This window comes from Microcoleus sp. AT3-A2 (assembly GCF_036705685.1).
GTDB lineage: Bacteria > Cyanobacteriota > Cyanobacteriia > Cyanobacteriales > Microcoleaceae > Microcoleus.
This window is the reverse complement of the sequence record NZ_JAUBVF010000008.1, coordinates 35,366-60,055: the sequence shown is the minus strand read 5'-3', so window position 1 is coordinate 60,055 and position 24,690 is coordinate 35,366. Positions and strand designations below refer to the sequence as shown.

Genomic DNA, 24,690 nt, shown 5'->3' with positions numbered 1-24,690 from the left:
CTGAGAACGACTTTTCTAGGATCTGCCAGAGGCTATTTCAGCATAAGCTCGATCGATCAATCGGCGAGCAACCGTCTGAATTCCCGTATGTTCGTAATAATTGGTAGTCATGTCTAAAAACGCCGCCACATAATCCAATTTGTCATCGGCAACATCAATGTATTGCTTGAGATGGCCTAAAACTATGGCCGGAGTTAAGCCGCGAGACTGTACTAAATTGTTCATCCAACCTTGCGCTGAGGCGAAACTTGCTGTCACAAATCCGAACTTTTGTGAATTATTTGCGCCGGGAATTAGGTTGCTGATATTTTGGAATGTTGAGTTTTGCTGCAAGGTTGAAGGATTCAATCCGCCTATGGTATTTTGTGCTACTCTAATGAAGTCCGGGCCAAGGGGAATTAAACCGTCAGCACAAACTAAAGCAGCCATCCGCATCAGAGATTCGCCTTTGTAATGGGATAAATAATTACCAAAGCTTCCCACATTGTTAAGGGAAATATTGTTAAGTTTGCAGTAGGCTATTAGCTCGATCGCCACTTTGACGCACAAGTCGATCGTTTGAGTTGTGTCAGCTTTAGGAGTGAGGCGGTTGAGAAAGGAAAGAAAGCCGATGTTTTCGCCGATTTTACTGGCCATAGCCGTTGCACCTAACGCACTGTCGGCGCTGTCTGCTAACTGGTAAAGCCTGACTACGCCTTGATATGGCTCGTTGGGGTTGGCGTAAAGCTCGATCGCGCGATCGCAAATTTTCCCCACTAATTTGCGCTTTGTTTCCCCTGTCACCGCTTCAATAGTATTATCAAAACCCGTCAGATTGTTCCACTCTCCCGGAACCACAAAATCGAGAGATTTTAACATCTTCACAGTGACCCCACCAGACGGCAAATTGTCAACCAATTCCACAATAGATTTGCTCATCACAAACTCCTTAATAGCCAGATTTAAAGTGTTCTTCCAAATACTCCAACTTCGGCAAATCCGATTCCAGATTCTAGATGAATTCCCCAGAACTAAGTAGGCAAGCACAAATAAATATTATACCAGCCGAGCCACTTTTGCCCTACTCTTATCTTTTCTCTCTTTTCTTCCTCTGCGTTCTCTGCGCCCTCTGCGGTTCATTAAAAAAAGTCTTTCCCCCAAAACATTTGCATTTCACTCGCCCTCACCAAGTTAAGTTTCATTATATCGAACAACTCAAAATCCTCGCACTGTGTTAAAATAGATGGCGCAAAATAGAAACACATAAAATATGACGGTTGCAATTAACAAAACTCCGGGATTAGCTTCGCGTTTAGTAAATGGCGTCCTTTCCATCAAACCTTTGGCTAATCTAGCCAAGCACCAAGCGCGGGAAATGATGATAACAAGAGCAGAAAAAATCGGAGTGCATTGGCGACAAGAAGCCCAAGCACTTTTAGCTCGAAATTGGGATGCAGAATTGCTCAGCGTCCAAAATCCCGATCTTGTTTACCCGAAATATTATCTAACTTCATTCCACGCTTATGAAAAAGGCAATATGAGTTGGGAAGCTGCTACAGAAGTAGAAGTTGCCGCCCGTACAGTTCACGCGGGAATTTGGCCGGAAGCCGGTGCAGAAGGCGATTCTAAACTCCGCGCCAGCTATCACGAAGTCATCAAATCTCAGATTGCTTCTTCACCGCAGGATATTGTTGATTTGGGATGCAGTGTGGGAATGAGTACCTTTGCCCTTGGCGAGGTTTACCCGGAAGCGAAGATGACTGGGGTGGAGTTGTCGCCTTATTTTTTAGCAGTTGCTAAATACCGTTCCCAACAGCGAGAATCCCAATCTTTAAATCAAAAATCTCCGACTTGGGTTCATGCTGCTGCTGAATCTACTGGTTTACCTGCGGCTGCTTTTGATTTAGTTTCTATCTGTTTAGTTTGTCACGAATTGCCGCAGAAAGCTACTAGAGAAGTGTTCCGGGAAGCGAGGCGTTTGCTACGTGTTGGCGGACATTTGACAATTATGGATATGAATCCTCAGTCGGAAGTTTATGCCAAAATGCCTCCTTATATTTTGACTTTGCTCAAGAGTACGGAGCCTTATTTGGATCAGTATTTTGGGTTGGATATTGAGCAAGCTTTGGTAGATTCTGATTTTGCTGCGCCGACAATCACTTGCAATACAGTCCGACACCGGACTATTGTTGCTAAGGCAATATAGCGGTTTTCAGTAGAGTGAAGTACAGATATCGGGTAGGACACGGCAGTGCCGTGTCTAAAGCTGTATTTATTTAATTCGATTGAAAACTGCTATAAATGGTAAAGTTGCAGAGATATTATTCAATCCTTGGGGCGGTGCGTGAGTGTAAATAGTCTAATCTGTGGATTTTAAAATTTCTGCGATCGCGCCCCCTACCGATAAATAATTCCGATGCTACCGGATTTGATATTGGACAGCCGTAGAAGCTATTCACAGCGCCATTTGTTAGACATTTTGATAGAACCCTAAAAGTAGGACATCTTCATGAACCCGACAGCCCCCTCTCAAAACGTCATCGATTGTTTGCAGGTTATCTTGGATGCCACTGCATCGAAAAATTACGAGCTTTTTACCACAGTCGGTGATGCAGGCTACAAAGCGGGCATTACACAACAAATGTTTGACGATGTTAGCGAGCTGCTCGCTTCACGCCTGCAAAAGGGATACTCTATTACTTATTTTGGTGAGATAAAACAAGGTAATTCTCCGATTTATTTGTGGAAGCTGAGTTTTGAAGATGGTGGAGATGAATTTGTGGCACACATGACAATGAATGGAGACAAAGTTGCTGGGATTTTCATCGAATAACATATCTTGCTTGACACGGTGTTTCACTGAATCTAACGCCGATCGCCCACAACCGTTAATCGAAACCGATCGGGCGGCACAAAGGTGATTCCCCGGCGCGCCGGACGAATTGGCCGATCGAGATTCGATACAAACTCACGGGAAGACAGCACCGTTGCTAAAACCAGCTTCATTTCAAACATCGATAACGCCATCCCGATGCAGCTTCGACTCCCCCCTCCAAACGGTAAAAATTCAGAGGCGGAAAACTTGCGATCTAAAAAGCGATCGGGATTGAATTGAGCGGGATTTTCGTAGGTTTCAGGGCGACGGTGCGCCAAATAGACACAGGGGATTAAAATCGTTCCCGGTTGATATGTATAGCCTTCGAGTTCGATCGTCCGTTTCACCTTGCGCGGCTGCGAAATTAAGGCAATTGGATAAACCCGCAGCGCTTCCTTGCAGACTGCTGTTAAGTAGGGCGACTGCGAAAGCGCGATCGGATCGGGATTCTCGCCCAATTCATCCAATTCCTGCCGCAACCTAGCAAGGCATTGGGGAAACTGATGCAGCCAGTAAAACGCCCAAGTCAACGCCGATCCAGTCGTTTCATGTCCCAATAACAACAGCGTCATCAACTGATCGCGCAATTCTCGATCGCCGATGGATTCGCCGGTGTCGTCGCGGGCCATCATCAACACCGACAGAATATCCGTGCGAGACGAATCGAGAGAATGCGATCGCCTCTCGGCAATTTCCGCATAAATCAGCGAGTCAATCTGCGCCATCTGCTGCAAAAACTGCCCCCACGGACTCCAAGATCCCAAATTTTGCTGCAACGGTTCAAAGAAAAATTGTATTGAGTACAGCTCAGAGGTAATCGCCTCTAAAAGGTTGCTGAGCAATTGTTTCAGGCGTTCGTAGCGCTCTCCCGGCACTAATCCAAACACGACTTGCAAGATTACTTGCAGCGAAATTTCTGACATTTCTTCGCGGACTGCGATCGCATCTGGGGCTTTCCAGTCGATCGTGTGCTTTTTCGTCAAATCAACAATCAAATGCCCTTGACTGTGCAACTGTTCCCGATGCAGCGCAGGCATTAATAGCTGTCGCTGTCGCAGATGTCGTGGCCCTTCATTCATAATTAGGGATTCATTTCCCACCAGGGGGCGAAATATGTTGGTCACTTTGCCAAACTCAAAGGCATCGGCTAACGTCGTAAACACCGCCTGAATCGCTTCTGGACGGCCCAGAAACACCACGGGGGGCGAAGAGGGGCCCAACACGCGGGCGGTAAATGTATCGCCGTATTTGGCCCAGGAGCGATCAAAAAATGCGATCGGGTCAGCTACCAGCGAAAGCGTTTGGAACAGAGCAGGAGAACGAGATCCGGTAGGCAGCGTCATTGCAAAACTGGCGATACACAATCTTTCTAGTGTATATCGATCGACCTTGCACCCTGAAATTTATCTGCGATCGATCGCGAAGGCAAGTAGCAAAAATAGTAATGCTATCGGGATCGATCGCAGATTGTATGGCTAGCTTCCCAGCCTAAACTGCTAAAAATTGTAGTTTTAGATGAAATGGATGCTAGCGATCATTTGTTTGGCATTCTGCTCACGAAAATCAAATGACTTTGGGATACAATTGTTGTAAAAGCTGGTAGCCAGTTGGCTGAATTTGTTATGACATTAACATCCCTTGTTGTTCATAGCGACCCCGAAATTCTGGGGGGAACCCCTGTTTTTGTTGGGACTCGTGTACCAATGAGAACCCTACTTGATTATCTTGAGGCTGGTGATTCATTAGACGTATTTCTAGACCATTTCCCTAGTGTCAGTCGGGAACAGACAATTGCAGCTCTTGAATTAGCAAAGGAAATGCTGACAGCCTATGCGAATCCTGCTTGATGAATGTGCCCCACGACCTTTAAAGCGTGAACTTGCTGATTACGAGATACGCACAGTTGTTGAGATGGGATGGTCAGGAAAAAAGAACGGTGAATTGCTGCGGCTTATGAGTCAAGAGGGCTTCACCATTCTGCTCACCACCGATCAAAATTTGCGCTATCAGCAAAACTTGCAGCAAGCTGGAGTCGCCGTTATTGTTCTTGTAGCATCGAGCAACAGACTTCCTGATTTACTTCCTCTAATACCAGATGCTCGTAACGTGTTGAATATCATTACTCCGGGGGAAGTGATTGAAGTCGGAGGTTCTTAAAAGTTTTTAGGCGACGCAGCACGACAACTCCCGCGCGCGATCGCACAGATGTTATGTGTTAGGAGCGGAGGTAGTCTGCTGCGGGTGATTGACACCGTTAGATCGCTCTATTCCTGCGAGGGTGGTTCTGCAGATTGTCTGGCTAGCCTCCCAACCTAACATGACTGTTTTACGCTCTACTCCCCAGCCATAGCCACCGAGTTCTCCAGATTCTCGAATGACTCGGTGACACGGAATTAGATAGCCGATCGGATTTTTACCGATCGCATTTCCTACAGCTCTAGCAGCAGTTGGGCGTGCTACCATTTGAGCTATAGTCTGATAAGTTGCGATCGCACCAAAGGGCAATTGCAAAAGTGCTCGCCAAACTTGGATCTGAAAGTTAGTGCCTTTTACCAACAGCGTTAGTGGTTTTTGCTCGCTGAAAGTTTCTGAATTGAAAATCCGGTCACGCAATGATTGAGTGGCTTGCTCATCACGAATGATTTCAGCGTTTTTCCATGCCAATCGCAGTCTTTGTTGGGCGGTTTGTTCGTCTGTTGTCTCCAAGAAATAAAGATTACAAATACCACGGGCCGTTGTAGCAATTAGAGATGTGCCAAACGGGGTATCATGAATGCCATAGCGAATTTGTAAACCTGCTCCGCCTGCTTTGAACTCCCCAGGTGACATTGCTTCCAAGTTCACAAATAAATCGTGCAATCGTCCGGGACTCGATAGTCTCACGTCCAATGTTAGGTCTAGAAGGCTTTTAGTCTGAGTGATTTTTGACTTGGCATATTCAACTGTCAGATATTGCAAAAACCGCTTGGGGCTAATGCCGGCCCATTGAGTAAATAGCCGTTGAAAATGATATTCACTAAGTCCTATGTGCTGGGCCACAGTTGCCAGATTGGGCTGGTTTAGGTGGTGTTGTCGCATAAAGGCGATCGCCCGAGCAATCCGGTGATAATCTTCGCTAGCATAGACACTCGCATTCTGCATCGAAATCATCTATCTAAGTCAAGGGAATTTTGATGTTTCCTTACTTTAGCCATAGAGTCGGCTCAAAGCCACCCGTTTCTTGCGGTGAATGCAATCAGTCGATTTTAGATTTTAGATTTTAGATTGAAGAGATTGAAGAGATTGAAGAGATTGAAAAAAGCGACCTCATATCGTTTCCGGTTGCATGGAAATGATCAAGTCAAGGTCGCGCAATTCCACATTCCCCCACGGATCACCTCCCACTCGCCATCATTCCGGTGTTACCGGAATTGATATCACCCTCCGCGCAACTGCGTCACCAAGTGAACTAATTCTGGTAAAATTAGCTTTTCCACAGCTAGTTTCACACCATTGCTAGAGCCGGGAAGAGAAAAGACTAACTTGCCTTGATACACGCCTGCAACTGCGCGAGAGGCGATCGCCCTCGAACCAATTTCTTGATAGCTCAAAAACCGAAATATCTCCCCAAATCCCGGTAAAATCCTGTCGAGCAAACTCTCCATCACATCATAAGTCGTATCTCGGGGAGCGATGCCCGTCCCGCCATTAAAAATGATTGCATCCACATCTTCACGCTGGGAAAAAGCCTGCATTTGCAATACAATTTTGGCCGCATCATCTTTAACAACAGTGTAAGCTACCACAGAGTGACCCGCATCTTTTAGCAACTTCTTAGTTAACAAGCCGCTACTGTCTGTTTCAGCCGAGCGCGTGTCGCTAACAGTAATGATAGCGCAATTTACGGTTATTTTAGATAAATCGGGGTGAGGAATTTGCGTCATATAACAGATGTTTAAGAAAAAAGAAAGAAGCAATAAGGAAGAGGAAATCAGGAAAAGGGAAGAGGGAATAAGTCATTAGTTAGTTGTGATTTGTTCGTTGTTAGTTATTCATTATCAAATAACTAATAACCAATAACCAATGCCCCCTGCCCCATTCCCCATGCCCTATTCCCCCTCAATTATGCCTTGCTAAATCCTAAGCCGTTTGTTTCCGAGTAGCGTTCCATGAAACGCATAAATCGATCCCATTCTGCGGAACTTTTCATTATATAAAGAGCTTCCAAACCTGCAGGCTGACCGTTGATGAACTTAGCATTAACCTCGCGAGTGATGAGTTCGCCTTCTTCGTCGATCATGTACATTCCAGTAATGTCTTCGGTACTGGTGCTGCTGAGAGCTTTGGGATTTTCAAAGATAAACGTGGCAGTGCCTTGCTCTCCGCTTTTAGAACGGGTTAGGCGCACTTCGGGCACAGCATCTTCGTCTATACCCCGAGAAAATTGAATTTTAGCCATAATCTGACAGTCGAACCTTAAGGATTGCTTAATTTCTTAATGTTTAATCATAAAACGATTCGGGTACTCGCAAATCAAGACTTGGGAGAGTGGGAGTGGGTGAGAGTGGGTGAGAGTGGGTGAGAGTGAGGGAATCGCAGACAAGGGCGAGGGGAGATGGGTTGATTTTTCTGAGATATTGCACCATTCTCAATAATCCTTTCAGGGCGGGCTCTCCTGCCCAACCCACAAGATAATCTAACCTGAGTTCGGGTTAAGCATAAGGGAGAAAAAAAGCATCGATATTGAGAGAAGGCTTCTTAGGATGAAGGCAATAAAGCGCACTTTCGCCGGGCTGGGTCGCAACCTGCCTCTGAGCAAAGATTATGAGGCGCTGCCGCCTAGCCCAGAAGCCTTCGTATATGTGTCCATGATCCGCCTCATGCTCAAGCGGCTCACCAAGCCAAAGCTGGCGAAACGCCAATTTCACGCCCTATGAAACACGCACTTATAGGGGTCGCCACAGAAAACCCAGAAAAAAAGTCAATTATAGGTATTGAACTATTATGTAGTGCGCTATATAATAGTGGTTGACTGGATTTAAAAATGGATAACAACTCGAACATCAACCAACGGCGACAGGTGGGGAGGCAGCTTTCGTTTGCCCTCTATAGTGCGTCGAACCGCGTCATTCGGCTCCATCGGCCCTTTCTTGAGCCTTTGGGCCTGACCTATCCTCAGTTTCTGGTCATGCTCGCTCTCTACGAGGGCACCCCGCGCACTGTTGGGGAAGTAGGGCAAGAACTCGGTATGGATAACGGAACCTTGACGCCGCTCTTAAAGCGCCTTGAGAGCGCGGGGTTGGTGACGCGCACCCGTGACCAACAGGACGAACGCCGCGTTCTTATCGATCTGACAGAAGCGGGCGAGGCACTCCGCGAGGCAGCGTGCTCGATCCCTGAAAAGATCGAGACGGCCTGCCGTCTCTCCGATGAAGACCTTGCTGAGCTTCGCGACACCTTGAACGGGCTAGGTCATCCCCGTTCGGCCAACGCCCCCGACTCGATTACCGAATGACCACATTTTTGGGATTCACCATGTCAAATACAACACCTGTACCAAGCAGCCCCATCGAATTAGCAAACGGGCCGTCGCAAACATTGTCTTTTAAAGAGACTGTGCGTGAGCGTCATTCTGTCCGGAGTTTCCTGCCAACCCCTGTCCCCGACGCTGTGCTCCGCTCGGTTCTGGAAGACGCACAACGCACACCCTCGAACTGCAACACCCAGCCCTGGCAGGTTCACATCGTCTCCGGCGCGACACGCGACGCGCTCAGCAAGGCTCTCCTTGCGGACGACGAGGCTGGTCGGATGACACCGGACTTCAGCTTCTCCACCGCCGATTTTTGCGGCGTCTACAGCGAGCGCTCAAAGGCGCAAGGGGCGGCTTACTATCAGGCGATTGGCGTCCCGCGCGAGGCGACCGAAGATCGTCGGCTCGCATCGCGATACAATCTGGAATTTTTTGGTGCGCCGCACGCCGCGTTGCTCTTCATGCCTTCCTTTGGCGACGATGTGCGAGTGGCTGGCGACATCGGAATGTACGGTCAGACGTTGTTGCTGTCGCTGACGGCGCACGGACTTGGCGGCATACCGCAGACGATGCTCGGCTTCTGGGCCGACACGATCCGCGAGCTGTTGGGCATCGATCCGTCCCTGAAGATGCTGTTCGGTATCTCGTTCGGCTATCCCGACAAGACGGCCACCGCCAATCGCTACCGGATCGACAAGGCCCCTATCGAAGAAAGCGTGACTTTCCACAATTAACAGACATTCACTAACAGACATTCACATTCAAAACGGAAGATTTACACGGAGGATTTACCATGAATAACACGAAGAAATTGAACATCGGAATCTTGGGCACTGGTCATATCGGGAAAACTTTGGCACGCAAACTCAGTGCGGCCGGACATGACGTGAAGGTGGCCAACTCTCGCGGCCCTGAGACGATCGAGGCCGATGTGCTGGCTTTCGGCGCACGCGCGGTCTTGACGGCCCAAGCGGTGGAGGACGTTGAGGTGGTGATCCTCTCGATCCCTCTCAACCGCATTCCCACAATCGCGCCGCTAATCGCCAACCTACCAGCCGAGACAGTCGTCATCGACACGTCCAATTACTATCCCCACCGCGACGACAAGATCGATGCCATCGAGGCCGGGCAGATTGAGAGCCTTTGGGTGGCCGAACAGCTAGGCCGGCCGATCGCCAAGGCGTGGAACGCGATCGGGTCTGGCTCCTTCGCCACCAAGGGCAAGCCTGCTGGAAGCCCTGACCGTATTGCCCTCCCTGTGGCTGCTGACCGCGAGAACGATCGCTCCGTGGCGATGGCCCTCGTCGAAGACACCGGGCTTGATGCTTTCGACGCGGGCACGATCGCCGATTCGTGGCGTCAGCAACCCGGCACGCCCTGCTATTGCACCGATCTCGCGCGCGAACAAATGGCGGCAGCGCTGGCATCTGCCGACGCATCGCGATCGGCAAAGCGCCGGGACTTGGCAGTTGCAGTGATGCAAGAGCGGCTTGGTGACGCCACGACAAATCCGGATGCCGATTTCGGGGTTCGTCTGAGCCGTGCGATTTATATGTAACGTGAGTTCGGGATAAGAAAGGGACAAGCAAGTAAGCTAAAAGTCATCACACCAAAGCTTTACAGGCTCGTCCCATGATTAGCTTAGAAGAACTATTTTGCGCTGTCGATGATTTCTGCCAAGTTTTTGAACCCAGATTGGGATTCAACTGATTACAAAGCCAAAGTGCAATATGAAAAATAAGCTGATGCCACTGATGGATAAGCTACTAACGCGCAAACGCTCCATCATTGAGACGATTATCGACCAACTAAAAAACTTCTCTCAGATTGAGCATTCTCACCCGTCGCAGTCCGGTCAATTTCTTAGTCAACTTGGTCTGTGGATTGATTGCCTATTGCCTTCATCCTAAAAAGCCTTCTCTCAATATCGATGCCTTTTTTCTCCCTTCTGCTTAACCCGAACTCAGGTTAATCTACTCTTTGTGGAACAGGCCGGAAAGCCTGTTCAGCGAGAATGGTGCAAGATGTGAGTTCACTCTAACAATTCTAGATTTTAAAGCGACAAAAAATTAAACACTACCAAAATATACTAGGGTGTCCTACCGGACGGGTGGCGGAATTTTTGCAGGGGCCGAATTATATATTTGGCACTTCGCCAGAAATCTTGCGGCCCCTGACAAAAACCCCGCGCTGGAAATTAGATTTTAGATTTTAGATTGGACAAGCTCGAGCACAAGTTCCTTGAAAAGTAGCTTGACAGCTTTGGCCGCTACACGCGATCGCACTAACCGCACCGGGCGACCGCTGAGTTTTTCCGCATCCATGATTTCTCCGAGCCGATCGCCTATGTCATTAGCAAGACGATTGCGAACAGGTTCAATTCTGGTGAAAATCCATTGCCAAAGCGCACGCCGACACAAATCACTACCGCCGCTAACTTTTGATTTATGCAAATCACCGCTAGATTCTTGAGATGGAGCATAGCCCAAAGCCTTACAAAATCGCCGAAGTGACAAATGCCGCTTGGTAGGTTTACCAGAATTTCGGCCTTTACGAATCTTCACATCTGGTTTACCATCCAACAAATAATTTTCAAACGGGTATATTTGCGACAATAAAAGAGCCTCAACGCGGCGACCAAACCCAAAACGGGCAAAAACTTTGCGGTAAGGCAAAAACTGCGGCTCTCCAACTAACTTAGAAAGTTCAAATTCTAAAACCATCTCTTCTCTCTGAATGTCACAGATGCGCGCAGCGTGTCGCCGAAGTTCGTCAGTAATTCCAAGTCCAATCGAGTTTTCCAACATCAAATCATACTTAACCGAATCTCGCTGTTCGCACAACCATCCCCAGAGGAGCGGAACTTTTTCGCCAGAACGCACCGATCGCACCAGAGCAACTTCAGGAAACTGCCAGGCTAAATCTTGGCGAGCACGGTTGATGATGGGTGATTGAACGCGATTGAGATGAGAAAGTCGCAAAACCAGGCGTCTAATTTCGACAATCGTTTGCGATCGCACTTGAACAAATCGCCGAGGAGCGTCAATGTAATCCCAACCATAAATCGCCAGGGCAAGCGCATCAGCATCATCATCTTTATCAGGCAGTCCAAGATGATGCTCACGAAATGACCGAAGTTCCTTGTGACCGACAAGCCGCACTTCTACACCAGCCCGTGCAAGCTGAGTTCCCCACAAAATTTGATAATTTACCCCCGTTGGTTCCATCACTGCGATCGTGTTATCTGTGTCACCACCAATCAATGCGAGCAGCCCAGTAATTCCAAAAGCCGTAGCTTCAAATTTGTGAAAGTCACAATCATAATAAAATTGTCGAGGTTCAGTTGGTTTCTCTGTTAGAAGACAAGCAGAAACTGAGGCCTTGCTAATATCAAGTCCAATAATTTGCATTAAGTTTTTTTAGGTGATAATTTTCCAAATCCCCATAGCAAAGCTTATGAATCACCCAAAGGCCAGAAGCCTAATTCACTCTTAAAGCTATAAATTGCAGGGGAAAATTGCAATCAATCAAATAGTAACCGAGCTTATGAACTCACAAAAGCCATTAGAGCTTGATTCTTTGTTAAAGCCCTAAGTTACAAACTGATTGACTGACGGATGATTTGGACTCAATCCGCTACTCAAAATGAGTTTCGGCCGCTAAGTCACACAGCCATCATCAGGCGGTTATTCAGACGAGAAAGGAATCGCACCAGCAAAACTGTGCCAAGCTTCAAAGGAATTTTGAGCTTGAGTCAAAATACCACCCGAACAACGATTATCCCAATCAAAATCACGAGGAATATCCGAAACATTAGGAGACTTAACCACTAAGAACTCCGCGAATAAATCCTCCAAAAACCAATCATCCAAGCACAAAATATCCCAAATCTGAGTAAGAGATTTGAACTTGCGGACACGCTGACCAAGACTAAGAAACCAACCGCCACCAGGACACTTGCACAAATCAAAACAAGCAGCTTGAGCAAGTGCTAAAACTCTTTTAAAACTCGGACGATTAACAGGATTAATGTCTTTAGCTCTGTTAATCATTTCAGTCTGAGCGCGAATGCGAGATTGCATCTGCTCATTATTCTCACGAAGCCGTGCAATCTCAGCTTGAGCAGCAGCCAATTGAGATTGCAAGTCAAATTGTTGTTCCATATCAAAACTCATGAGAAGTATCTTCAGAATCAAAAGGGATAGAGTCAATCTCTTCCTCCGCAACAAACAACTTCAGAAACAGATTTGAAAACTATAGGCTTATCACCGATAAGCAAAGAGCGAGAGGTAGGGTCAATATGCAAACGCCCTAAAAAGTTTTGAAGTTTATCAAGCTGTTGTGTTGCTATTTCTATTTTTTTCTCCAAAGAGTGAAGCGTTTCTTGTCTCCGGGAAATATGATTCTCCAAATCATCAAGCTTGAGAAGCATCTGATTTTCAGCAGCCGACTGGTGCAACAACTCATCAATCTGAGTCCTTAAAAAAGTATAGGCTTCAGAAAAAATCTCTGCATCAGAGGAAATTTCGATGTCGGCTTTACGGTCAAGCTGTCCCCAGGAATTGCGCTTGTATATAGGAGCGGTAATTTTAACGTTAATCATTGCAATAATTGGTAGTTGGTAATTGGTACGGAAAAAGCGATCGCCCTTTATGCTCCAAAAAGCGATCGCGCAAAGGAGCAAGATAGCAAGCTAGATGGAAACGAAAATCAAAAAGCATCACCTCCTGGAGGCGAACGAGCAGCGCCAACGCCATCAGCCAAGCGATGTTTGTAGCAAGGTATCGAAATAATGCGATCGGGAGCAATGTGAGTAACAGTGCTGCCATCACAGGCAATTGCAGGGACAGCACCACAAGGACAGCGCTTGACATCTTCAGCTAGCGGCCAATACCACTCTTCGGGGCAAGGTGCCCAGTAAACCATAGAATCTAAAGAAACTCCCAAAGGCTCAAAATTTTCAGCATCCCAAACAGACATCGCCTGACGAAAGTCATCGAGGCAATCAAAATCATCAGGGTCTGGCGGTTCATCAGTTGCCAGTACCTCGAAATCAAGCAAAGTCAGTTGCCCGTCGGCATCAGCTTGATAGTGGATTTCAGGCTGAGGGAGGAAGTAGCGAGCGAAAAATCTAGAAGAAAGAGCAACACCGGGGGGAGTTTTGGCCGCTGGTGCGATCGCCTCTTGAAATAAATCAGTTTCGACAGCGGGGAGATTTTCAATCAACGCCAGGAGCGGAAGCTCGACGCCAACAATCGCATCGATCCAAGTTTGGCGGCAACGCCGATCGCCCAACGGAACAATATCGAGCTCACAGGCGATCGACTTGAGTTCACCAAAGGTCTTTGCTTGAAGCTGTACGGCAGTGTAAGTGTACATAGGTTAAGGGAAAGGGCTTGAGCGTTGTAACACAAGCCCAACGAGATTTACAGGGGTATCTGAATGCAGTCATGGCAGACTAAACGCAGGAGAGTCCAGCGGGCAACTACCCGGAAGCTAGCTGGAGGCCTATGTTGTATCTACCTATCCATAGTTTAATATGGAAAGTCTGTATCTGTCAATATTAAACTATGGATTCATGCTAATATGAATCCAGAAACCAACAGTCAAAACAGCCAAGAAGTCACATTGAAGGGACTAATAGAGCAAGCTAAAACTACCCAAAGACAGTTAAGTAAAGATTGTGGCATCGCTGAAGTAACCATAAACTCATGGGTTGCCGGCAAAATCGTACCCAGATTCGATAACGCTGTCTTGGTAGGTCGCAGGCTAGGGGTATCTCTAAAAGTTCTAGCAAAGTCAATGCACATAGATGTAACGGGAGTGCCAGACGACTATAGCTTGATAGATCTCAAAAAAATCGCAACCAAGCTAGGCATTGAAAAAATAGAAGACTTACCTGAAAGCTATGAAATCTTGAAAAAAATGAACGATCGCAGCTAACCAACTCCCGCACCATCGGGACGAACATGAAAAGCAAGCTGCCGGATGGGGCAACGACAGCTTTTCTTTAAACACTTAAAACACCATGAACAAAATTGACCTAGAACAATATGCTGCTGAAATGAAAGAACTTGAAAAAGCAGATTTAGCAGCAGTTTACATTCATCCATTCGCAGCAATAGCCATAATCAGACAAATTCAATTAGCTACACGAATTCAATTAGCCTACGTTGATAATAGGGAATTAGAAAAAGTAAACAAAGCCTTGAATGAGGCTGCAATCAAGACAGCGAAAGGGCTTCAAGAATTATTTGATAAAAATTCAGAAGTGTACAAATCGCTAGAAATAGGATGGAATATAGAACGCAATCGCGCAATAAGACATGAACAGTAGCCAGCTTTCACTCTTTGACACAAGCGCCGCTACCGGAAGTGCATATAAAGCCGGTGACTGGGTAAAGTTGCGGAGAAAGCCAGCAGTCGCAGCATGGGTTAAACGCGGCGAAATTTTCCGAATCAGCCAAGTACACCCCATCAACGGCAGCCTGAAATTCTGGAATCCCCACATCAATCAGTGGGATTTTTTGTATCCAGAGGAAGTTAAATTAACTGTCGAGCCTGTTGTAGAGGAAATATCCCCCGCAGAGCAACCAATAGCAGAGCCTGTTGTAGGGGAAATTGCAGCGGCCAAGTTAATTGTCGAGCCTGTTGTAGGGGAAGTTAAAACGACGCAACTAACTGTCAAGCCTGTTGTAGGGGAAATTGCAGAATTAACTGTCGAGCCTGTTGTAGGGGAAGTTGCAGCGACCAAAAACTACTACAACTGTGACAAAGGATACAGCGGCAACGGCTGGCTCGAAAGCCACTACAAAATCCGAGTTAACGGCAAGCAACATTCCATCAACTGCCCTGAAACGGGATGCACGGGCCCTTACTACAGTTACCGCTGGATGGAAGGAAAGCGGCAACGGGCGAAATACTGTCCAGGAAGTAAATGCCCAGCAGTCAGAACAGCTCTCAGGAGCGGCGAACCAATTAGTAAAATCTTAGAAATTATCAACCAATGAAAATCTCAGAACTTCAAACTCGCTACGGTCTCGCCAGCAAACAGTCTGTGTACGATCGCATGAAGGCGCTGCAAATAAATCCAGTCAGCCGTGGGGAAATATCCAGTCAGGCAGTGGACGAACTGGACAAACTGCACAAGTTTATGAAAAGCAACCCAGGAGCTAAAATCTGGGAGTTTCCAAGGAATGTAGAATCTTTGTCTAGTGGACAACTAGACAATTCCACTGGACAAATAGACAAGTCTAGTGGACAACTAGACAACTTTAATGAAACGCTACAATTAGTTGAGGCGATCGCCCGCCACTTCGCCGCCAACCAAGACCCGCTGGCAAACTACAAAGCGCTGGAATATGCAGCCAATCACATAATCCTGCTACCGAGTTCCAAAATCAAAGAACTGACAGGGGCAAAACCTAGCAAAAGTCAGTTTCAAAGAGGAACTTTTATTTTTACCAAAACAGACAGCAAAATCGGGCGAGAAGCAGCTTGGAGGGTTCAGATGACAGCTAACGCATTCAGAGATGCAATGAGAAGCAAAACCGCAAACAATACCCGCTGGTTAGATCCTTAAGAGTCAGACACATCATCCCAATTGTCCCTACAACAAACTCTACATTAGCAGCTAGTAGCGACGCTGGTAAAACTTCAGAGCGCAAGCCAAGCACCGAGCTTGATAGCGATAAAAATCGCGTTCGCGTTTTAGCCGCGCAATACGCTGAAACAAAACACGGATAAAATATTGTCTCTTCATACAAAATATAAAACTAAATCAGACATATTATCACATTTGATGTTTTTTTATGAGTTATACCGGGTATCACTCACCCCGGTTGGCCTGCGGCGCCCTAAATCTTCACAGGCGCGGCCGGGAGGGCGGGCCATAAGCCGGCTCCCCCCCCGGCCCACGTTCTTAAGCGATCGGTTTATCACCGATTTAATTTTTTATAAGATATCTCTGCAATTCGTTTACAAGCTTCTTCGGCAATATAAGTAGGTAAGTTATCTATTTCTAGAAATGCAGATTTCAATATACGAGTTAACTTTTTCGTATAAACAGATTTTTTTTTCATCTCTTAATCATCAACTAAAGGACGAGCTTGAACAGGTGGATACTTATCAGTATATTCTAAATACCAATGAATCAAATCTGCTAAATCAATCATTTGTTGACGAGTTAAAGAAATATCAACAAATGAATATTTTTTTTCTTCGCTCTCAACTTGGCAACATAAAGTACCAATATACTGAGCAATCAAATTATCAGGAATTGCACAATTGCCAACCAAAACTCTAGAATCAGATTTCAAATAAAACATAGAAAAGAATATTTTTTACAAATTATAACTAATTCTGACCATCTTTCAACCCTCTTATCCCAGCCCACCATAAAGCAGTCGGGGTGCCGCTAGAATCAAACAGCTCATAATTTGAATCATAGTCAGAATCAATCTCACGCACAAACCAGGCAGTCTGCTGAATATTACCCCATTCTGTAAATCGCACGGCACCATGCTTTACAGACTCACGATGGACTATATAACTCCCATGAAGCACAACAGCACGACGAAGCCGACGAGGAATCAATCCCTCAATCTTATAAAAAAGGCGATCGGTAGCGCTACGACCTCGAATCCGACGCTTCCAAATTTGGTCATAAGTTGAAAATTCACTAACACCCCAGGGGTAATTATGAGTTTTAGAAAACTGAGATAACTCTTCTAATATCCAGTAATTCTTGAACCAAAACGCATCAGCCCACTGCAAGTGAATCTGCAATCCAATTTCAAATTTAAGTTGAGGATGTTGGGAGCGCAGCGCTAAAACCCATTCAGAAAACTTATCAAAAACTTGAGGGCGATCGAAAGTCGAAAAAGGTTCACTAATTATTACAGTCGAACCCAAGGGTAAATTCTTGAAAAACAAATCTAATCGTTTTAATTCTATATCAGGACGACTAAATATTAAATAATTATTGGTAAACCAATCATCAAGCGTAAACACTCTAAAGTGAGATTTGCGCTTATCACCATAATCAATTCTATGAGCAAAACAATTTGACTGCTTGCACCATTTAAGAAGCCGAGGATAAGGTTTCGCGTAATCAGACCTCAATTGATACTCAATAACAAAATAATTAAAATTATTCTCGATATTCAACCAAGATTTTCTCAACTTCATAGAAGGAACATCTTGGTCAAAAAGTCGAACAGAATCAACAACTGTACCTAACTCTAAAGGCAAATTAAATTTTTCAACAGGTTTAGTTAACCAATTTTCAATAGTTAACACATAAGCAATTAAGCCAGCAAATAAAATAATATTTAAAAATAAGCCAACTTTTAAGCCTTTAAAAAACAATTTTATCATTTTACTTTGTTACTCCAACCAGGACGCCAACCCCTGCACTCCACATCAGTAAATTCTGCATTCCAATAGCCTTTATCCCAGCCCGACGAACTTTCTAAATCCTTCCATTCTTCATCATTTAACTGCTTAAATCGATTGCCAGCAACTAAATGATGATACAAAGCACGAGATTGTAAAAAAGATTCAGAAATTTTAAAAGGATTATATTCAATCTTTAAACCATCAATATCACTGTAAGAATAGCCAATTAAAAAACACCCCTTAGATTGAGATGCAAACTCTGAAGGACTTGCCCAAATTGTTTGCAGCCAAACCTTTTTACCATCGCAATCTGGAGGAGTACAAGGTACCACTTCAGGAGTCCAAAAATTATAATGGCCACCATCTTCAAAACACCCAGAAGGAGCACCGCTGCCATTATTGCCCCAACAAAGCATATATGCCTCATAATTTTTTAAAGCATTTCTTTGAGAAATTTCATAAACTTGAGCATAATAATTATCACATTCCTCCTGAGAAGCAGGATTAATAATCCCTGCAATAGCAATAAGAACCGCAACAATTGGCCACAAAGTAGCCCCAATAGAACCGAGAGTAAACCCCACTAAATAAGCAGCAGACCTAGCACTCAACATCGAAGCTGAAACCACAACGAGCGGCGCAACTTCTGCAATCAACAATCTCAACCCACCAGCTAATTTTGCAAAGCGAAGCAACATAATTACCTCCTACTCGCTAACCGCCAAGCCTTGACTAAACCGGCGATGAGCATAACAGGTAATCCAGTGCTGTACATCACCACCGCAGCGTACCTCATAATCGGCGAATTCACCGAATCAATGGCACTAATCATTAATGCCGGAATCCGTATAGAATCAGGAGAACTTGGCATCAAATCGAGAACTTTATCAGACAAAGCAAGCCCACCACTTTTATTGAGCAAGCAATCATATTGCTCAAGTTCAGCAGCAGTCAGCGGTCGCCGCCAGGTATTAGCCAACCAAAAAGCATCAGGGTTAGCTTGTGACTGACTGCCGCTAGAACTGACAAGCTCCAGGGGCTTATCCTCAGCGCGTATATCACGAGTGTAAAAAGCCTGACAAAGACCAGTCAAATCAGTTCCAGGCGGCACATTCCCCATACCGTAAGCAGTGGAAATCATCTCACTGGTATTAGTCTGAATCATCTGAAAGGTGCACCAAGTGTACATTGGAGGCGGGGGTGCGGTAGCAATGTATAAAGGAAGAAGAAACATATTAATCACTAAATATAAATTTAATCCCAAGACCCATTATGACAAAAGGTTTAAGCGCATTTACGATCATCCCAGGAAGACAAATCCTTTCAAACTCCAAACCAGCATTAATTTGAAAACAGCCATCACCAATATTATCGAAATACGCTTGCTCGGCAGCGGTAGGGTTAACTATATCGATCGGGAACTTCTGGCTCATTTGAAATGAAAGCGGTACCGGCGCGGGACAAGTCAACCCACCAGCGATCGCCCCAGGAGTCTGAGCCAACATCAAAAAAACTCCGAAGGCAGTCACACCCAAAAACTTAGCATTTTCCAAAATAGTGCGGTGACGCGGCTTCATCCGCAACTTACCAGAAGCCAATTGCGATTGAATAAATTTATCAAAACGCTCTACACCCATAAACTCTTGAAGCATCGCCAAAGTAGCACAGTGGCGCCCAATAAACAAAATTGACTTTTCAATATCAAGATGAAGTATCAGGCGAGGAACCGTAATCGGCCCATATATATAACGTTTAAAAAATTCCACATCTTGACGTTGACGAACAAACTTTAATTCTCCAAAAACAAAACCATTAAGAAACTCAGGAAAATCAGAAACAGAACAATTAGCTAACTCTTTCATAATCGACTCAGCACGATCACGTTTGAACTCAACCTCAAGTCGATCATAATCTATCCCATTTATATTTTTCTCATAAATCCTAACAAAACGACTAGATTCGCGAGAGCCTAAATATACAGTTGTAAAATCTTTAGTGCTGCCAGTATTAGAAATCCTACGCACAGTACGATAGCCAAAAAGAAGACCATCCTCAACAAAAGATTCCCAGTTACGCATTGACAATCTAGGAACACCCAAAGGAAAATCTAAAGCAATGTCAATTCTATTGGCAATAAATTCTAACTCAAATTGACAAGAATATAAAAGTTCAGAAACTTGATGAAAATTCAAAGTAGAAACTAAAGAACCTTTCAAATCAACATAGTAAGCATAAGATTCATCAAAAGCACCGGAAGCAGGATAACGCATAGCCATTAAACTACCTTGAAATTCATAAGCTTCATGCCAAATCTTGTTTGCAAACATAAAATTAGTATCTCTAGGGTCTTTTGACTGTTGCTCTTTTTTTTCAAAAGGCAAACCAATAATTTCTTGAATTTGCTTAAGAATATTAGGACGATAACTTAAAACTTGAAAGCGCAGCCAATCAATACTAATATTACGAGGTAAGTGTTGCATACTACTTAAACATTTGAACGGGTAAATAAAACGAGCCTGCGAAACAAACAAACGCTATCAAAGGATTTCTAGGTAGAAACACATTAATCATTAATGAACTAATAAAACACAAAATTAGTCCGATAAACACCCTCCACATTATTTTATACCCATCTTTACTCTGTTTATCTAATTTATCCCATATTAAACACTCCCTAGTAATTCTCAAGTCTAATTTTTTCAATCCAGGGTAACTAGCGGCAGGAAGCATATTCCACAAAGGAATCAATTTCTTCTGAAAAATATGAGGCCCTGGAAAAGGAATGTCACCCTCTAACTTCCAAGCAACGAAAGGATAATTGTTACTAGCTTCATAAATCCGCTTCTTCTTGAATCTATCAGCTTTATAATATTGGTCTAGTTTCTCTTCAATTTCGTCGAAACTATGACCTTCATCAAGCAAATCCTGTGCAGAAAGTTCAACTGAGCAAGCAGAATCAATTATATAAGGCTGATAACCAAAAGACTTATCAAGCGACACTTTATCATCCTGTTTTTCCAACAAACCAAAACTGTCATAAATTTGAAAAGTTAAATTATCTAAAGCGCTGATAATTCCTTTCCAGTGTTTCGTAGCAAGCACCCAAACCTTAACAGGATTTTTGCGAACTTTAGGGTCTCTGAACCACACCTCAAACTCACTTGGCATGAATAAATGACAGTCCTTAAAAAGTAAACGCTCGTTACCTAATTCTTCACTCCAAATAGTAGTCCCCTCAGCGTATAAAATTTCTGAACAAATTTGATGAAGTGATGAATGCACCTGCGTAGGATATTGCGCCGCATACACTATATGCTGGCACATCTTGCGATTATTAGCTACTGCGTTAAAGGCTTCAGCAGGCAGAGTCCAGGACTGCGCGCTAGGAGCGTACAAACCCATCTCATCCAGCAAAATTACAGCCCTGCGAATCTGTAAAAATTGAGCAAAGTTTTTGTTGCTAGAAACGTAATAAATAATGCCTTTAGGAATGTTAGCCCAAAGCCATTTTAAATTGTTGATTTTACAGTAATAAGCTAGGGGCAATGGGTCGAGGTTAAAATTAGTCACTAACCGAAGCTTATATTTTTCGGCTATCCGCAATCCATGCTGTAACATCAACAAACTCTTACCCCGCCCAGGAAGTCCGTATATAGCGGTGAAAGGCAAAGTAACCTCCTTTAAATTAAAAGGCGATCGCCAAACACTCGCGATCGCCTTATCTAAATGGTTACGCTCCGAAATCTAAACGCGGCTTAAAACCATGTTTAGAACGCGAAGCGTAACCATAAACCCCATCGGGGCCAACGCGACCCCAAACGCCGCCAATCCAATACCATCAATGGCTTGAATCATCTCAATTGCATTGGTCACACCAGAAGCAATACTAGCAGCAGCAGCAGCAGCAGCATCACCACCAGGGTCAGCAAAAGCACCGCCAGCAGTTAAAACAGCCCCACCAACACCTAAAGCGGCACCAGAAACAGCAACAGATTGAGCTACTTTACTGTTCTGAGATTTCCAAAAAAGTTCATTAAGCTTACGAACTTGCTCAGGGTCAATAGATGAAAAAATCTCACCTGCAACCTCATCTTGAACTCGATCTTGAACTTGAACCATATTTACCACCCAAAAAAATTAATGAATTGAGAAAACCAGGGACTAAGCACCAATACCGCAGCCCTGAATCGGTATCTCGCAGCAGCATCAACTACTGAATCAATAAAGTCTTTCATAAGTCAATCAATAAACCTCTTGGCTAACACAATAAACGCATGGGTAGAGGTAGCAGCTAAAGCAGCTTTCATTGCCCAATCCATTGAGAACTCAATCACAGGCTTGATATCTTCTTTGATGAAATTCATCGCCTCAGCAGCACTACCTGCAATGCTGGGAGCAGCCATCAAGTAAACCGAAAGAAAAGCAGCGCTCCACATAGTTAAGACCTCATTCTTATAGCTATGCCAAAAGCACAGGCAATCGCCATACTGCCAAAGTGGTCGGCAATAAAATCTTGAGTTGACAACCGCATATTTTCAGCAAATTGTTCAGGCGAACCAAGAACAGTCGATATCCTCTCCACTGCTTGAGCTCCAGTAATCCGATCGCTTGCTAATGCAACGCTGTAAGTATCGCCCAAAAACCAAAAACCACAACCGAGAATAATAGAAAGTGCGGCCAAACGGCGAGAATGACAACCATTAAATCGATAGGCATTCATTGGCACCTCAATCAATAAACAGTCGAACTATCCGAAGAATCAACGCAAGGCAGAAAAACTGAGTTAGTAAAATAAAAAGGTTAGACCAAAGAAAGCTAACGATAAGTGATATCAAATCATCATTGCTGTACGTGGTCAGGAGTATCATCCAATTCCTCCTCTTCGTCGCCATCACGAGAAACTTTAATTTTCGACCACTGAGTTTTCGTGATATTAAACAATGCAAAGTAATCCTTGAAAACATCACTAGGAGTAGCGCCAACTGCCTTAATCCACCCATCCCAGTAAGGAGTAGGATTATTGCCATTGCCAACCGCAGCAGGTTTTAAAGCGAGAACAAAACTATAATATTCTCCCTCAATTAACTTACTAATATTGAGCGAAGGAGTGACGCCGACCTTACAGTTGTAGGGATTGGCAACTTCTGACATAACCATATCAAGCGGAGTCTCAACAGAAGTTGCACCGTTATATTTTGTCAACGGCATCTGACCCGTCTGTAAATATGGCAAAAACAGGAAGGCTTTATTATTGCCAGAAGCGTTCAACTCCGAACCGCCCCATCGAGCCCAACACAAAATCACAGGATAACCCGGGACGTTGGTTGTCTTCATTCCCTGACGAGCAGTTGTTTCAGGGCCAGTATCCCCAACGCGGAGAATACTGGAAATTAACTCACGACCTTCTTTAGTTACAGCCATTACTTAGCATTCTCCTTGTAGCGGCGCCACATTTTATCCCGCCAAGATTCTCTAGGAGCAGGTGAAGGAGTATAGGTAGGTTTGGGCAGAGGGGTATAGGTAGGTTTAGGCGCAGGAGTCGCAACCGGTGGCGGTGGCGGCATTGTCGTAGTGCTTGCGATCGAAACCGCTAAAATCAGTTCAATCATTTTATTGCCCAATCAATAAATCCATCTTCAGAGAGATACATAGTCAGCACAACAGTAATGCCACTTATCTTTTTGGCAACCCATTGCTTTAAATAAAGGTGTTTACTAAAATTTAAGTGACGAATTGAGAAAGATTATGAGGAGAGTTGATGTATTTGTATTGGCAGTGTTATCTCGAAAAAATAGACTATCTCTATCAAGCATTGTAGAAGAAGTAAGAGGAATCAATTTAAGTAAACCACCGTCACGAATTGGAATTTACAAAAGATTAAATGTGTTAAGAACTCAAAATTTAGTGAGCTTCGAGTGGAAGCAAGGAGAGAAAATCTACATAATTTCTGAAGAAGGTCAAGAAAAAATTAGTGAATTTATCAATCAATTAATAGGAATATCAGCATGAGTCAAAATAAAATCAAGTGGCTAGCAACGTTATTAATGGTGATTGACCATGTAGGTTTTTTGCTAGAAATAGAACCAATGCGTATTGTTGGTAGGTTAAGTTTTCCACTGTTTGCATGGGTTCTAGTTCAAAATTGGAAACGACGGGAGCTAAATAGTAGTGCTAAACCTTTAATTACGAGACTAATATTGTTTGGAATAATTAGCCAAGTTCCATACGTAATACTATTCAACAAACTAAAGTTTAATATATTAATTAGCTTTGCGCTGGTTGTAATAATATTCACACAAATCCACAAAGCTCAAGCAAATAGAAAGCTAATAATAATGATACTAGGATTAGCAGCAGCTCAGTTGTGGGGAGTAAGCTACGGCTGGTATGCAGTCGCTTGCCCACTGCTAATGATTAACCTCAAAGGCAAAGGCGATCGGATGTGGTGGATTAGTTGGTGTTTGGTCAACGGAGTGTATGCAATAACATCAGGTTACTTGCTTCAGATATTTGCAATGTTGACGCCGCTGATATTGGCTTACCACGACCCAGCCAAAGACAGAAAACCAAATGCGATCGAGAAAAGATTTTTTTACTACTTCTACCCCGTCCATCTGGCAGGATTGGCAGCACTGAGAACAATTCTGTAAGGAAAAACCCATCAAATCTATTTTTCTATAGGCTCTTTCTTTTTAGAAAAAGGATTAGACAAAGCTTCATGAATAGAAGTCAGACGCTCCAACCTAAATAGATAATCATCTAAAGCATCCTCACTCAAAGAAGATTTAGCATTTTCCAAACCATCTCTACAGTGCTGAAGCAAGAAAGATATCTCAGACTGTAAAAAAACATAGTCTATAAGTTTCATAAATTCTAACGCTAAATGAAGGGTTCAAGAATCGAACTTGAAATCACAGCTCCTGACCGT

General features: G+C 44.4%; 35 protein-coding genes and 1 pseudogene. 15 read left to right on the top strand and 21 right to left on the bottom strand.

What is annotated here, in order from left to right; translation table 11 throughout:
* Positions 1-15 precede the first annotated feature (15 nt).
* The gene (locus QUB37_RS07370) at positions 16-918 is read right to left on the bottom strand and encodes a hypothetical protein (RefSeq protein ID WP_333160517.1); all 903 of its coding nucleotides are present in this window, start codon (positions 916-918) and stop codon (positions 16-18) included.
* 331 nt (positions 919-1,249) lie between these two features.
* On the opposite strand from QUB37_RS07370, the gene QUB37_RS07365 reads away from it, so the two are divergent.
* Both QUB37_RS07365 and QUB37_RS07360 read left to right on the top strand, forming a co-directional pair.
* The gene (locus QUB37_RS07365; RefSeq protein WP_333160515.1) at positions 1,250-2,185 is read left to right on the top strand and encodes a class I SAM-dependent methyltransferase; all 936 of its coding nucleotides are present in this window, start codon (positions 1,250-1,252) and stop codon (positions 2,183-2,185) included.
* Positions 2,186-2,488: 303 nt separating this feature from the next.
* A complete protein-coding gene (locus tag QUB37_RS07360; protein ID WP_333160513.1) occupies positions 2,489-2,812 on the top strand; it encodes a hypothetical protein in 324 nt (107 codons plus the stop codon).
* A 32-nt stretch (positions 2,813-2,844) separates the two neighbouring features.
* Here the strand turns inward: QUB37_RS07360 and QUB37_RS07355 are convergent, their stop codons facing one another.
* Complete coding sequence (locus QUB37_RS07355) at positions 2,845-4,197, bottom strand: cytochrome P450 (protein WP_333160511.1); 1,353 nt, start codon at positions 4,195-4,197, stop codon at positions 2,845-2,847.
* On the opposite strand from QUB37_RS07355, the gene QUB37_RS07350 reads away from it, so the two are divergent.
* From QUB37_RS07350 to QUB37_RS07340, 3 genes are all read left to right on the top strand, one after another.
* Positions 4,197-4,346, top strand: coding sequence for a hypothetical protein (locus QUB37_RS07350; protein ID WP_333160509.1), 150 nt, complete (start codon positions 4,197-4,199; stop codon positions 4,344-4,346). The genes QUB37_RS07355 and QUB37_RS07350 overlap by 1 nt on opposite strands.
* Positions 4,347-4,476: 130 nt before the next feature.
* Positions 4,477-4,701 carry a DUF433 domain-containing protein gene (locus tag QUB37_RS07345; RefSeq protein ID WP_333160507.1) on the top strand — a complete coding sequence of 75 codons (225 nt, stop codon included), beginning with the start codon at positions 4,477-4,479 and terminating at the stop codon, positions 4,699-4,701.
* Positions 4,685-5,011 (top strand): DUF5615 family PIN-like protein, encoded by a 327-nt coding sequence (locus QUB37_RS07340; RefSeq protein WP_333160505.1) that lies wholly within the window; start codon positions 4,685-4,687, stop codon positions 5,009-5,011. The genes QUB37_RS07345 and QUB37_RS07340 overlap by 17 nt, the downstream gene beginning before the upstream one ends.
* A gap of 51 nt (positions 5,012-5,062) precedes the next feature.
* Here QUB37_RS07340 and QUB37_RS07335 read toward each other — a convergent pair whose 3' ends face one another.
* The 3 genes from QUB37_RS07335 to psb28 all read right to left on the bottom strand — a co-directional run bounded on the left by QUB37_RS07335 (position 5,063) and on the right by psb28 (position 7,292).
* Complete coding sequence (locus QUB37_RS07335; protein WP_333160503.1) at positions 5,063-5,995, bottom strand: methylated-DNA--[protein]-cysteine S-methyltransferase; 933 nt, start codon at positions 5,993-5,995, stop codon at positions 5,063-5,065.
* A 275-nt stretch (positions 5,996-6,270) separates the two neighbouring features.
* Positions 6,271-6,777, bottom strand: coding sequence for a MogA/MoaB family molybdenum cofactor biosynthesis protein (locus tag QUB37_RS07330; protein ID WP_333160501.1), 507 nt, complete (start codon positions 6,775-6,777; stop codon positions 6,271-6,273).
* A gap of 179 nt (positions 6,778-6,956) precedes the next feature.
* The gene (gene psb28 / locus QUB37_RS07325; protein ID WP_333160499.1) at positions 6,957-7,292 is read right to left on the bottom strand and encodes a photosystem II reaction center protein Psb28; all 336 of its coding nucleotides are present in this window, start codon (positions 7,290-7,292) and stop codon (positions 6,957-6,959) included.
* 585 nt (positions 7,293-7,877) lie between these two features.
* On the opposite strand from psb28, the gene QUB37_RS07320 reads away from it, so the two are divergent.
* From QUB37_RS07320 to QUB37_RS07305, 4 genes and pseudogenes are all read left to right on the top strand, one after another.
* Positions 7,878-8,348, top strand: coding sequence for a MarR family transcriptional regulator (locus QUB37_RS07320; RefSeq protein WP_333063918.1), 471 nt, complete (start codon positions 7,878-7,880; stop codon positions 8,346-8,348).
* Positions 8,349-8,368: 20 nt separating this feature from the next.
* Positions 8,369-9,097: a nitroreductase gene (locus QUB37_RS07315; RefSeq protein ID WP_333160496.1), complete on the top strand. Its 729-nt coding sequence runs from the start codon at positions 8,369-8,371 to the stop codon at positions 9,095-9,097.
* A 59-nt stretch (positions 9,098-9,156) separates the two neighbouring features.
* A complete protein-coding gene (locus tag QUB37_RS07310; RefSeq protein ID WP_333160494.1) occupies positions 9,157-9,921 on the top strand; it encodes an NAD(P)-binding domain-containing protein in 765 nt (254 codons plus the stop codon).
* A 139-nt stretch (positions 9,922-10,060) separates the two neighbouring features.
* A pseudogene (locus tag QUB37_RS07305) lies at positions 10,061-10,319 on the top strand (transposase); the annotation flags it as partial.
* Positions 10,320-10,567: 248 nt separating this feature from the next.
* On the opposite strand, the gene QUB37_RS07300 reads toward QUB37_RS07305, so the two are convergent.
* The 4 genes from QUB37_RS07300 to QUB37_RS07285 all read right to left on the bottom strand — a co-directional run bounded on the left by QUB37_RS07300 (position 10,568) and on the right by QUB37_RS07285 (position 13,742).
* Entirely contained in the window at positions 10,568-11,773 is a 1,206-nt protein-coding gene (locus QUB37_RS07300) for an IS110 family transposase (RefSeq protein WP_333160492.1), read from the bottom strand.
* 276 nt (positions 11,774-12,049) lie between these two features.
* Positions 12,050-12,526, bottom strand: coding sequence for a hypothetical protein (locus QUB37_RS07295; protein WP_333160490.1), 477 nt, complete (start codon positions 12,524-12,526; stop codon positions 12,050-12,052).
* Positions 12,527-12,570: 44 nt separating this feature from the next.
* Positions 12,571-12,966, bottom strand: a complete 396-nt coding sequence (locus QUB37_RS07290; RefSeq protein ID WP_333160488.1) for a hypothetical protein — start codon at positions 12,964-12,966, stop codon at positions 12,571-12,573.
* A 107-nt stretch (positions 12,967-13,073) separates the two neighbouring features.
* On the bottom strand, positions 13,074-13,742 hold the full coding sequence (locus QUB37_RS07285) for a hypothetical protein (RefSeq protein ID WP_333160486.1): 669 nt from the start codon (positions 13,740-13,742) through the stop codon (positions 13,074-13,076).
* A 207-nt stretch (positions 13,743-13,949) separates the two neighbouring features.
* Here QUB37_RS07285 and QUB37_RS07280 point away from each other — a divergent pair, with 207 nt between their 5' ends.
* From QUB37_RS07280 to QUB37_RS07265, 4 genes are all read left to right on the top strand, one after another.
* Positions 13,950-14,306 (top strand): helix-turn-helix transcriptional regulator, encoded by a 357-nt coding sequence (locus QUB37_RS07280; RefSeq protein ID WP_333160484.1) that lies wholly within the window; start codon positions 13,950-13,952, stop codon positions 14,304-14,306.
* Between the two features lie 85 nt (positions 14,307-14,391).
* Positions 14,392-14,700, top strand: a complete 309-nt coding sequence (locus QUB37_RS07275) for a hypothetical protein (RefSeq protein WP_333160482.1) — start codon at positions 14,392-14,394, stop codon at positions 14,698-14,700.
* The gene (locus QUB37_RS07270; protein ID WP_333160480.1) at positions 14,690-15,373 is read left to right on the top strand and encodes a hypothetical protein; all 684 of its coding nucleotides are present in this window, start codon (positions 14,690-14,692) and stop codon (positions 15,371-15,373) included. The genes QUB37_RS07275 and QUB37_RS07270 overlap by 11 nt, the downstream gene beginning before the upstream one ends.
* Positions 15,370-15,945 carry a hypothetical protein gene (locus QUB37_RS07265; RefSeq protein WP_333160478.1) on the top strand — a complete coding sequence of 192 codons (576 nt, stop codon included), beginning with the start codon at positions 15,370-15,372 and terminating at the stop codon, positions 15,943-15,945. Before QUB37_RS07270 ends, QUB37_RS07265 begins: the two co-directional genes overlap by 4 nt.
* A gap of 502 nt (positions 15,946-16,447) precedes the next feature.
* On the opposite strand, the gene QUB37_RS07260 is transcribed toward QUB37_RS07265, so the two are convergent.
* The 11 genes from QUB37_RS07260 to QUB37_RS07210 all read right to left on the bottom strand — a co-directional run bounded on the left by QUB37_RS07260 (position 16,448) and on the right by QUB37_RS07210 (position 23,371).
* Entirely contained in the window at positions 16,448-16,690 is a 243-nt protein-coding gene (locus QUB37_RS07260) for a hypothetical protein (RefSeq protein WP_333160476.1), read from the bottom strand.
* A gap of 28 nt (positions 16,691-16,718) precedes the next feature.
* Entirely contained in the window at positions 16,719-17,741 is a 1,023-nt protein-coding gene (locus QUB37_RS07255; protein ID WP_333160475.1) for a hypothetical protein, read from the bottom strand.
* Positions 17,738-18,460: a hypothetical protein gene (locus tag QUB37_RS07250; RefSeq protein WP_333160473.1), complete on the bottom strand. Its 723-nt coding sequence runs from the start codon at positions 18,458-18,460 to the stop codon at positions 17,738-17,740. The genes QUB37_RS07255 and QUB37_RS07250 overlap by 4 nt, the downstream gene beginning before the upstream one ends.
* A 2-nt stretch (positions 18,461-18,462) precedes the next feature.
* Entirely contained in the window at positions 18,463-18,927 is a 465-nt protein-coding gene (locus QUB37_RS07245) for a hypothetical protein (protein ID WP_333160471.1), read from the bottom strand.
* A 70-nt stretch (positions 18,928-18,997) separates the two neighbouring features.
* A complete protein-coding gene (locus tag QUB37_RS07240) occupies positions 18,998-20,242 on the bottom strand; it encodes a replication initiation factor domain-containing protein (protein WP_333160469.1) in 1,245 nt (414 codons plus the stop codon).
* A 1-nt stretch (position 20,243) separates the two neighbouring features.
* The gene (locus QUB37_RS07235; protein ID WP_333160467.1) at positions 20,244-21,380 is read right to left on the bottom strand and encodes a hypothetical protein; all 1,137 of its coding nucleotides are present in this window, start codon (positions 21,378-21,380) and stop codon (positions 20,244-20,246) included.
* 126 nt (positions 21,381-21,506) lie between these two features.
* Positions 21,507-21,881, bottom strand: coding sequence for a hypothetical protein (locus QUB37_RS07230; protein ID WP_333160464.1), 375 nt, complete (start codon positions 21,879-21,881; stop codon positions 21,507-21,509).
* 119 nt (positions 21,882-22,000) lie between these two features.
* A complete protein-coding gene (locus QUB37_RS07225) occupies positions 22,001-22,198 on the bottom strand; it encodes a hypothetical protein (RefSeq protein WP_333160462.1) in 198 nt (65 codons plus the stop codon).
* A gap of 2 nt (positions 22,199-22,200) precedes the next feature.
* Positions 22,201-22,482, bottom strand: coding sequence for a hypothetical protein (locus QUB37_RS07220; protein ID WP_333160460.1), 282 nt, complete (start codon positions 22,480-22,482; stop codon positions 22,201-22,203).
* Between the two features lie 119 nt (positions 22,483-22,601).
* Positions 22,602-23,183 carry a hypothetical protein gene (locus tag QUB37_RS07215; RefSeq protein ID WP_333160457.1) on the bottom strand — a complete coding sequence of 194 codons (582 nt, stop codon included), beginning with the start codon at positions 23,181-23,183 and terminating at the stop codon, positions 22,602-22,604.
* Positions 23,183-23,371 (bottom strand): hypothetical protein, encoded by a 189-nt coding sequence (locus tag QUB37_RS07210; protein WP_333160455.1) that lies wholly within the window; start codon positions 23,369-23,371, stop codon positions 23,183-23,185. Before QUB37_RS07210 ends, QUB37_RS07215 begins: the two co-directional genes overlap by 1 nt.
* A 136-nt stretch (positions 23,372-23,507) precedes the next feature.
* Between QUB37_RS07210 and QUB37_RS07205 the strand changes: the two genes are divergently transcribed.
* Together QUB37_RS07205 and QUB37_RS07200 are read left to right on the top strand one after the other, a co-directional pair.
* Positions 23,508-23,771 carry a hypothetical protein gene (locus QUB37_RS07205; RefSeq protein WP_333160453.1) on the top strand — a complete coding sequence of 88 codons (264 nt, stop codon included), beginning with the start codon at positions 23,508-23,510 and terminating at the stop codon, positions 23,769-23,771.
* Positions 23,768-24,412 (top strand): TraX family protein, encoded by a 645-nt coding sequence (locus QUB37_RS07200; protein WP_333160451.1) that lies wholly within the window; start codon positions 23,768-23,770, stop codon positions 24,410-24,412. Before QUB37_RS07205 ends, QUB37_RS07200 begins: the two co-directional genes overlap by 4 nt.
* Before the next feature lie 17 nt (positions 24,413-24,429).
* Here QUB37_RS07200 and QUB37_RS07195 read toward each other — a convergent pair whose 3' ends face one another.
* Positions 24,430-24,630 (bottom strand): hypothetical protein, encoded by a 201-nt coding sequence (locus QUB37_RS07195; protein WP_333160449.1) that lies wholly within the window; start codon positions 24,628-24,630, stop codon positions 24,430-24,432.
* Positions 24,631-24,690 lie beyond the last annotated feature (60 nt).

Coding starts and splice junctions, on each gene's coding strand:
- QUB37_RS07245 (WP_333160471.1), bottom strand. CDS start 18,927: ATGATTCAGACTAATACCAGTGAGATGATTTCCACTGCTTACGGTATG.
- QUB37_RS07205 (WP_333160453.1), top strand. CDS start 23,508: ATGAGGAGAGTTGATGTATTTGTATTGGCAGTGTTATCTCGAAAAAAT.
- QUB37_RS07220 (WP_333160460.1), bottom strand. CDS start 22,482: ATGAATGCCTATCGATTTAATGGTTGTCATTCTCGCCGTTTGGCCGCA.
- QUB37_RS07275 (WP_333160482.1), top strand. CDS start 14,392: ATGAACAAAATTGACCTAGAACAATATGCTGCTGAAATGAAAGAACTT.
- psb28 (WP_333160499.1), bottom strand. CDS start 7,292: ATGGCTAAAATTCAATTTTCTCGGGGTATAGACGAAGATGCTGTGCCC.
- QUB37_RS07235 (WP_333160467.1), bottom strand. CDS start 21,380: ATGTTACAGCATGGATTGCGGATAGCCGAAAAATATAAGCTTCGGTTA.
- QUB37_RS07200 (WP_333160451.1), top strand. CDS start 23,768: ATGAGTCAAAATAAAATCAAGTGGCTAGCAACGTTATTAATGGTGATT.
- QUB37_RS07195 (WP_333160449.1), bottom strand. CDS start 24,630: ATGAAACTTATAGACTATGTTTTTTTACAGTCTGAGATATCTTTCTTG.
- QUB37_RS07320 (WP_333063918.1), top strand. CDS start 7,878: ATGGATAACAACTCGAACATCAACCAACGGCGACAGGTGGGGAGGCAG.
- QUB37_RS07360 (WP_333160513.1), top strand. CDS start 2,489: ATGAACCCGACAGCCCCCTCTCAAAACGTCATCGATTGTTTGCAGGTT.
- QUB37_RS07240 (WP_333160469.1), bottom strand. CDS start 20,242: ATGCAACACTTACCTCGTAATATTAGTATTGATTGGCTGCGCTTTCAA.
- QUB37_RS07315 (WP_333160496.1), top strand. CDS start 8,369: ATGTCAAATACAACACCTGTACCAAGCAGCCCCATCGAATTAGCAAAC.
- QUB37_RS07310 (WP_333160494.1), top strand. CDS start 9,157: ATGAATAACACGAAGAAATTGAACATCGGAATCTTGGGCACTGGTCAT.
- QUB37_RS07300 (WP_333160492.1), bottom strand. CDS start 11,773: ATGCAAATTATTGGACTTGATATTAGCAAGGCCTCAGTTTCTGCTTGT.
- QUB37_RS07230 (WP_333160464.1), bottom strand. CDS start 21,881: ATGGTTCAAGTTCAAGATCGAGTTCAAGATGAGGTTGCAGGTGAGATT.
- QUB37_RS07215 (WP_333160457.1), bottom strand. CDS start 23,183: ATGGCTGTAACTAAAGAAGGTCGTGAGTTAATTTCCAGTATTCTCCGC.
- QUB37_RS07285 (WP_333160486.1), bottom strand. CDS start 13,742: ATGTACACTTACACTGCCGTACAGCTTCAAGCAAAGACCTTTGGTGAA.
- QUB37_RS07270 (WP_333160480.1), top strand. CDS start 14,690: ATGAACAGTAGCCAGCTTTCACTCTTTGACACAAGCGCCGCTACCGGA.
- QUB37_RS07265 (WP_333160478.1), top strand. CDS start 15,370: ATGAAAATCTCAGAACTTCAAACTCGCTACGGTCTCGCCAGCAAACAG.
- QUB37_RS07255 (WP_333160475.1), bottom strand. CDS start 17,741: ATGATAAAATTGTTTTTTAAAGGCTTAAAAGTTGGCTTATTTTTAAAT.
- QUB37_RS07250 (WP_333160473.1), bottom strand. CDS start 18,460: ATGTTGCTTCGCTTTGCAAAATTAGCTGGTGGGTTGAGATTGTTGATT.
- QUB37_RS07340 (WP_333160505.1), top strand. CDS start 4,685: ATGCGAATCCTGCTTGATGAATGTGCCCCACGACCTTTAAAGCGTGAA.
- QUB37_RS07370 (WP_333160517.1), bottom strand. CDS start 918: ATGAGCAAATCTATTGTGGAATTGGTTGACAATTTGCCGTCTGGTGGG.
- QUB37_RS07295 (WP_333160490.1), bottom strand. CDS start 12,526: ATGGAACAACAATTTGACTTGCAATCTCAATTGGCTGCTGCTCAAGCT.
- QUB37_RS07355 (WP_333160511.1), bottom strand. CDS start 4,197: ATGACGCTGCCTACCGGATCTCGTTCTCCTGCTCTGTTCCAAACGCTT.
- QUB37_RS07210 (WP_333160455.1), bottom strand. CDS start 23,371: ATGATTGAACTGATTTTAGCGGTTTCGATCGCAAGCACTACGACAATG.
- QUB37_RS07335 (WP_333160503.1), bottom strand. CDS start 5,995: ATGCAGAATGCGAGTGTCTATGCTAGCGAAGATTATCACCGGATTGCT.
- QUB37_RS07345 (WP_333160507.1), top strand. CDS start 4,477: ATGACATTAACATCCCTTGTTGTTCATAGCGACCCCGAAATTCTGGGG.
- QUB37_RS07280 (WP_333160484.1), top strand. CDS start 13,950: ATGAATCCAGAAACCAACAGTCAAAACAGCCAAGAAGTCACATTGAAG.
- QUB37_RS07365 (WP_333160515.1), top strand. CDS start 1,250: ATGACGGTTGCAATTAACAAAACTCCGGGATTAGCTTCGCGTTTAGTA.
- QUB37_RS07290 (WP_333160488.1), bottom strand. CDS start 12,966: ATGATTAACGTTAAAATTACCGCTCCTATATACAAGCGCAATTCCTGG.
- QUB37_RS07330 (WP_333160501.1), bottom strand. CDS start 6,777: ATGACGCAAATTCCTCACCCCGATTTATCTAAAATAACCGTAAATTGC.
- QUB37_RS07225 (WP_333160462.1), bottom strand. CDS start 22,198: ATGTGGAGCGCTGCTTTTCTTTCGGTTTACTTGATGGCTGCTCCCAGC.
- QUB37_RS07260 (WP_333160476.1), bottom strand. CDS start 16,690: ATGTTTTATTTGAAATCTGATTCTAGAGTTTTGGTTGGCAATTGTGCA.